Consider the following 6,597-nt stretch of genomic DNA (forward strand, 5'->3'; position numbering starts at 1 on the left):
GCCTTGTGCACATCCAGCCCGATATACTTCGCCACATTCGACATGACTCGCCTCCGTTGCTGACTACTCCACCGTCAACATCTCAGATTTGAGCCGCAAAGGCTTCCCGCAGTCATCGGGTCTAAGCACAAAGCCGTGTCAGCGATCGTATGACATCACGGATGGCCGGCTTTCCATTTTACCGGAATACGCAAGTAGGTGACACCGTTCGCCTCCGCCTGATCGAAATGGCCCGCGCGGATGTTGACCTGGATCGAGGGCAGCAGGAGCTTGGGCACGGATAGCCCGGCGTCACGCTGCTCGCGCATGGCGACGAAGTCGTCCTCATTCACACCGTCATGGACGTGGACGCTCGACCGTCGCTGCTCGCCCACCGTCGTCTCCCAGCGATAGTCGTCGCGACCCGGTGCCTTGTAGTCGTGGCAGAGGAACAGTCGCGTCTCGTCGGGCAGCGCCAATAGCCGGCGGATCGAGCGATAGAGCGTCCGCGCATCCCCGCCCGGGAAGTCGGCGCGGGCGGTGCCATAGTCGGGCATGAACAGCGTATCCCCGACGAACGCCGCATCGCCGATCAGATAGGTCACGTCGGCCGGGGTGTGGCCGGGGACATGCAGCACCTCGACCGCCAGCGCCCCGATCGCGAACTGGTCGCCATTCTCGAACAGGCGGTCGAAGTCCGAGCCGTCCGTTTTCAGATCATCCATCGCGAACACGGGGCGGAAGATTTTCTGCACGTCGCGGATATGCGCGCCGATCCCGATCCATGCGCCTGTATGCGCCTTGATGAAGGGTGCGGCCGACAGATGATCGGCATGAGCGTGCGTCTCCAGCACCATCGCGATCCGCCAGTCCTGCTCGCGGGCGAAGGCGACGATCCGCTCGGCCGAGCGCGTGTCGGCGACGCCGCTCGCCATGTCGAAGTCGAGGACTGGATCGATCACCGCCGCAGTCCGTGTCGCGGGATCGCCGACGAGGTAGCTAATCGTATTGGTCGGCTCGTCGAAAAACGCCTCGATGAGGGGCTGAGTCATGATTTTCTCCGTTAGCGCTTGCTAATATATTAGCTGGTGCTACATAAGCAACACCTAATGGAGTGGCGATGATGCTCAAACCGCCGATGGACCTGGCGACATTCGAGGCGAAGGCCGGGCAGGTCGCCGACACGCTGAAGGCGATCGGCAATGCTCGCCGGCTGATGCTGCTGTGCAAGCTGGTCGAGCATGGCGAGATGACGGTCGGCGATCTGGCCCGTGATGTCGGCTTGTCGCAGTCGGCCTGCTCGCAGCACCTGGCCAGGATGCGCGACGAGGGTCTCGTCACCTACCGGCGGGAGAGCCAGACGCTCTGGTACGCCATCGCGGATGCCCGCGTCGAAACGCTGCTCGGCACTCTCTACCAGCTCTACTGCAAGGATTGATGCGATGACGCTCGCGACCCTTTCTCCCGACGATACCCGTGCCGCGATCGATGCCGGTGCGCGCCTGATCGACATTCGCGGTGCCGACGAGCATGCGCGCGAACGCATTCCCGGCGCGATGAACGTGCCGCTCGACCGGATCGGCGATCTCCCGCGCGACGATCGTCCGGTCGTCTTTCACTGCAAGTCCGGGATGCGCACCGCCGCCAATGCGGCGCAGCTCGGCGCGGCAGCGGGTGGCGCGCCGGCCTATATCCTGGGCGGCGGCATCGATGCGTGGCGGCAGGCAGGACAGCCCACCGTCGCCGATCGGTCGCAGCCGTTGGAAATCATGCGGCAGGTGCAGATTACCGCCGGTGGGCTGGTGCTGATCGGCGTTCTGCTCGGCACGTTCGTCGCTCCCGGCTTCTTCGGGCTGTCGGCGTTCGTCGGGGCGGGGCTGATGTTCGCGGGCGTGACGGGGTGGTGCGGCATGGCCAACCTGCTGCGCGTCATGCCCTGGAACCGGCGCGCGACAGCCTGAGGCGATCGTGGACACCGCTGCCACCCTTGCCGCGCTTGCATCGGGCGGCGTGATTGGCCTGATCCTCGGCCTTGTCGGCGGAGGCGGGTCGATCCTCGCCGTGCCACTCCTGATCTATGTTGTCGGCGTCGGATCACCGCACGCTGCGATCGGGACGGCCGCTGTCGCCGTCACCGTCAATGCGCTTGCCAGCCTGGTCGGCCATGCGCGAGCGGGCCGCGTGAAATGGCGGTGCGCCAGTGTCTTCGCCGTCTCCGGAATGATCGGCGCGGCGCTGGGGGCGGAGTTGGGCAAGGCGTTCGACGGCAAGCGACTGCTTGTCCTGTTCGGGCTTCTGATGATTGGCGTCGGTTTGTCGATGTTGCGCAAGCGCCGCACGGCGGAAGCGCCGGACGTGCGACTGACCCGCGATAGCGCCTCGACGCTGCTGCCGCGCTTGGTTCCGATCGGGCTGGGCGTCGGGCTTGCCGCCGGCTTCTTCGGGATCGGGGGCGGCTTCCTGATCGTGCCGGGGCTGATCCTCGCGACCGCGATGCCGCTGCCCTTCGCGATCGGCACGTCGCTGGTCGTCGTCAGCGCGCTGGGGTTGACCACCGCCTTGTCCTACGCCCTGTCGGGGCTGGTCGACTGGAGCGTGACCGCGATGCTGGTCGTGGGCGGCGTCGCTGGAACGATCGGCGGTATTGCATTGGGCAAGGTTCTCGGCACCCGTAAGGGGCTGCTCGAACGTGGCTTTGCCGCCGTCGTGATTGCGGTAGGAACCTACGTTACGGCATCGTCGCTCTGAACCTGAGCAGCTTCAGCCGACTGCTATCGGCGCCCTCGCGCCAACAGCTTTTCACCATCGGGCCTGATCTCGCCCTTCGGCGTGACGTGTCGGTAGAGTGTTTGGCGCGTCACGCCGAGTTCGGCGCATAGCTCCGCGACCTTGGTTTCCGGTTTGCCCATCGCGGCCTGGGCGAGACGCAGTTTGGCCGGCGTCATCTTGAACGGACGCCCGCCGTGCCGACCGCGTGCCCGAGCGGACTCCAGACCGGCGCGCGTGCGCTCGACGATCAGTTCTCGCTCGAACTCGGCGAGGCCGGCGAAAATCGCGAAGATCAGCCGACCGTTGGCGGTGGTTGTGTCAATCGACGCGCCTTCGCCCGCCAGCACCTTCAACCCGATGCCACGCTTCGTCAGATCACCAACCGTATTGACGAGGTGGCGCAAATCGCGGCCGAGCCGATCGAGTTTCCAGATGACCAGCGTGTCGTCGCGGCGCAGCGCCTTCAGGCAGGCGTCCAGTCCCGGTCGCTTGTCGAGCCGGCCCGATGCGGCATCCTCATAGATATGCTCGGGATCGACGCCGGCCGCGACCAGCGCGTCGTGCTGCAGGTCGTGGACCTGGCTGCCGTCCGCCTTGGACACCCGCGCGTAACCGATCTGCGTTGTCACATATACGTCCGTTCACGTGACGGAGCGGCATTGCCCGTCGATCAATCGCGATAATGTCACATAACCCGTCTTCTGGTCTATGCTCCATGAACGGGTACGCTTTCCTGTTTCGTGACGAACAGGAAGCCGATGCCGACCAAGACCATCCTGTCGCCCGCGCAGCGTGCTGTGATCTTCGACCCGCCTGCCGATCGCGCGACGATCGAACGGCTCTATACGCTCGGTCCCGACGATCTGGCACAGGTGGCGCGACGTCGGCGCGGGGCGAACCGGCTCGGCTATGCGGTGCAGCTTTGCTACCTGCGTCATCCCGGTCGCAGGCTACTGACGGGGGATGCGGTGCCCGCCGCCATGCTCGCGCTGCTCGCCGATCAGATCGGGTGCGTAGCCGACGACTTCACCGGCTATGCCACGCGCCCCACGACATTGCGCGAACACCGGGCCGAGATCGAAGCTCTGCTCGGTCTGCGCGCCTTCGCGCGGGTGGATGTACGGGCGATGCTGGCGCTGGGATCGGAGATTGCCGCTTCGACTGATAGAGGTGAGACGATCGTCACAGGCATGGTCGATCGCTTGCGGGCGGACCGGATCGTACTGCCGGCGACATCGACGCTGGAACGGCTCGCCCTCATCGTGCGGACACGGGCGCGCAAGGCGGCCCATTCCAATCTGATCCGCGACTGTTCGACCGAACAGGAAGCCGCACTCGAACACATGATCGCCTCCGACGATGATGGGCGCACCCGGCTAGGATGGATACGCGAATGGCCGGAAGCACCATCGGCCGCGAACCTGAAGGGAATCGTCGAACGGCTCGACACCGTGCGCGGCATCGGGATCGCGGCTGATCGAGCACGACGTATCCATGCTGCTCGCTATGCCGTCATTGCGCGGACCGCCGGCATCGTCACCGCCCAGCACCTGCGGCGTCTCGAACGTCCGCGCCGGCTCGCCATGCTCGTAGCTTCCGTGATCGAGATGGAAGCGACGTTGACCGACGCCGCGCTGGTCATGGTGGAGAAGATGGTGGGCGCGCTGTTCCGCCGTGCCGACCGCACCCGCTCCGATCGGCTGCTCGGCCAGGCACGGATGCTGAAGGACACCGCGCGTTTCCATGCCCGGCTCGGTCGCCTGCTGGTAGATGCTCGTGCGAGCGGGCGCGATGCCTTCCGCGCGATCGACGCGAAGATGGGCTGGGATCAGCTCGAACGCAGCATCCGCTTTGCCGAGGATCTGACGCGCTCGGCCGATGACGGGCTGGAAGAAGTGGTCGAACGCTATCCCGCCGTGCGGCGTTTCGCCCCGACGTTTCTCGCCGCTTTCACCTTCCGCACCGCGCGGTTGGCTGATCCGCTGCTCGGCGCGATCGAGGTGCTGCGCACGATGTACCGCGACGGTCGATCGGTCCTGCCGAAGCGAGTGCCGACCAGCTTCATCAAGCCGCGCTGGCGCAAGGTCGTGCAGCCGGCGGAAGGGACGATAGACCGGCGCGCCTATGAGATCGCAGTGATCGCCCACCTGCGCGAGCGGCTCGGCTCGGGCAGCATCTGGGTGGACGGCAGCCGCGCCTATCGCACGCTCGACGACTATCAGCTGCCCATGCCCGCCTTCGAAGCGATGCGCGCGAGCGGCGATCTGCGCCTGGTTGTGCCGACCGACTTTTCCAAATGGTACGAGGAACGCCGCACCCTGTTGGCCCGGCGCATGACGGAGGTGGAGCGCGCAGCCGCAGCGGGCGAGCTGGTCGATGTGACGATCGAACGCGGGCAGTTGCTCATATCGTCGATCCGGCGATCCCCGTCCGACGATGCCGATGCGCTAAAGGCCCGGCTCTACGCGATGCTGCCGCGCGTCCGAATCACCGATCTGCTGGTCGAGGTCGCCGCATGGTCGGGATTCGCCGACCGTTTCGTCCATGCGCGCAGCGGCGCCCCCGCCTCCGACCAGTCCGCGCTGATGGGTGCGATCCTCGCCGATGCGACCAACCTCGGCCTGGGCCGCATGGCCGAAAGCTCGCGCGGGCTGACGTTGTCTCGCCTGCGCTGGACGGCGGAATGGCATGTGCGCGACGAAACCTATCTGTCGGCGCTGGCGGCGATCGTCGATTGCCATACCGCGCATCCGCTCGCGGCGGTCTGGGGACCGGGCGATACATCGTCGTCGGACGGGCAGTTCTTTCGTGCCGGTGGTCAGGGCGAGGCCCGCGCCGATCACAACGCCCGCTATGGCACCGAACCAGGCGTGCTGTTCTACACCCACGTCACCGACCGCTTCACGCCGTTCCACACCAAGGTCATCGCCGCCAATGCCGGCGAGGCCGCGCATGTCCTCGACGGCCTGCTCGACCATGAAAGCGAGCTGGTCATCCGCGAACATGCGACCGATACCGCCGGCGCGGTCGATCATGTCTTCGGCCTGTGCCATCTGCTCGGCTTCCGCTTCGCGCCCCGCATCCGCGACCTCAACGAGCGCCGGCTCTACAGCCTGTCGCCGCTCGACTCGTGGCCGACGCTGCGCCCGCTCGTCGCCGGTCCGGTCAAGATCCGCGCGATCGAGGAGAACTGGGACGAAACCCTGCGCCTTGCCGCCTCGATCCGCGCCGGCACGGTGAGCGCCTCGGTCATGCTCCGCAAGCTGGCGGGCTTCCCGCGTCAGAACTCGGTCGCCCGCGCGCTGCGGGAGATAGGTCGGATCGAACGCACCCTGTTCATGCTCGACTGGTTCGATGATCCCGACCAGCGTCGTCGCACCGGCAGCATTCTCAACAAGGGCGAGGCCCGCAACGCGCTCGCCCGCGCCATCTTCTTCAACCGCCTCGGCGAACTGCGCGACCGCACCTTCGAGAACCAGCGCCATCGCGCCTCCGGCCTGACCCTCGTCACCGCGGCCATGACGCTCTGGAACACCGTCTATCTCGACCGAGCTGTCCGTCATCTGCGCGGCAGCGGCGTCGACGTGCCCGACGAGCTGCTCGCCCACGTCGCCCCTCTGGGCTGGGAGCATATCGGCCTCACCGGCGACTATCTCTGGGGCGAGATCGACAAACCTCGCGAGCGGTTCAGGCCGCTGCGCCTCCACCAGCAAAGCCGGGACGCTTAGACCCGATGACTGCGGGAAGCCTTTGCGGCTCAAATCTGAGATGTTGACGGTGGAGTAGTCAGCAACGGAGGCGAGTCATGTCGAATGTGGCGAAGTATATCGGGCTGGATGTGCACAAGGC

6 protein-coding genes are annotated in these 6,597 nt (G+C 66.1%); 4 read left to right on the top strand and 2 right to left on the bottom strand.

Going from position 1 to position 6,597, the window contains the following annotated elements; translation table 11 throughout:
• Positions 1 to 155: 155 nt before the first annotated feature.
• The gene (locus tag MF610_RS18750) at positions 156 to 1,031 is read right to left on the bottom strand and encodes an MBL fold metallo-hydrolase (protein ID WP_061780293.1); all 876 of its coding nucleotides are present in this window, start codon (positions 1,029 to 1,031) and stop codon (positions 156 to 158) included.
• A 68-nt stretch (positions 1,032 to 1,099) separates the two neighbouring features.
• Here MF610_RS18750 and MF610_RS18755 point away from each other — a divergent pair, with 68 nt between their 5' ends.
• Genes MF610_RS18755 through MF610_RS18765 form a run of 3 tightly spaced genes read left to right on the top strand, consistent with a single transcriptional unit; the run spans position 1,100 to position 2,727 of the window.
• Positions 1,100 to 1,417 (top strand): ArsR/SmtB family transcription factor, encoded by a 318-nt coding sequence (locus MF610_RS18755; RefSeq protein WP_042469298.1) that lies wholly within the window; start codon positions 1,100 to 1,102, stop codon positions 1,415 to 1,417.
• 4 nt (positions 1,418 to 1,421) lie between these two features.
• Positions 1,422 to 1,940 (top strand): rhodanese family protein, encoded by a 519-nt coding sequence (locus MF610_RS18760; protein ID WP_042469176.1) that lies wholly within the window; start codon positions 1,422 to 1,424, stop codon positions 1,938 to 1,940.
• A gap of 7 nt (positions 1,941 to 1,947) precedes the next feature.
• The gene (locus MF610_RS18765) at positions 1,948 to 2,727 is read left to right on the top strand and encodes a sulfite exporter TauE/SafE family protein (RefSeq protein ID WP_042469177.1); all 780 of its coding nucleotides are present in this window, start codon (positions 1,948 to 1,950) and stop codon (positions 2,725 to 2,727) included.
• Between the two features lie 23 nt (positions 2,728 to 2,750).
• Here the strand turns inward: MF610_RS18765 and MF610_RS18770 are convergent, their stop codons facing one another.
• Positions 2,751 to 3,377, bottom strand: coding sequence for a recombinase family protein (locus tag MF610_RS18770; protein WP_082052512.1), 627 nt, complete (start codon positions 3,375 to 3,377; stop codon positions 2,751 to 2,753).
• Positions 3,378 to 3,506: 129 nt separating this feature from the next.
• Here MF610_RS18770 and MF610_RS18775 point away from each other — a divergent pair, with 129 nt between their 5' ends.
• Complete coding sequence (locus MF610_RS18775; protein WP_042491074.1) at positions 3,507 to 6,476, top strand: Tn3 family transposase; 2,970 nt, start codon at positions 3,507 to 3,509, stop codon at positions 6,474 to 6,476.
• Positions 6,477 to 6,597: the final 121 nt, after the last annotated feature.

This window comes from Sphingomonas hankookensis (assembly GCF_022664465.1).
GTDB lineage: Bacteria > Pseudomonadota > Alphaproteobacteria > Sphingomonadales > Sphingomonadaceae > Sphingomonas > Sphingomonas hankookensis.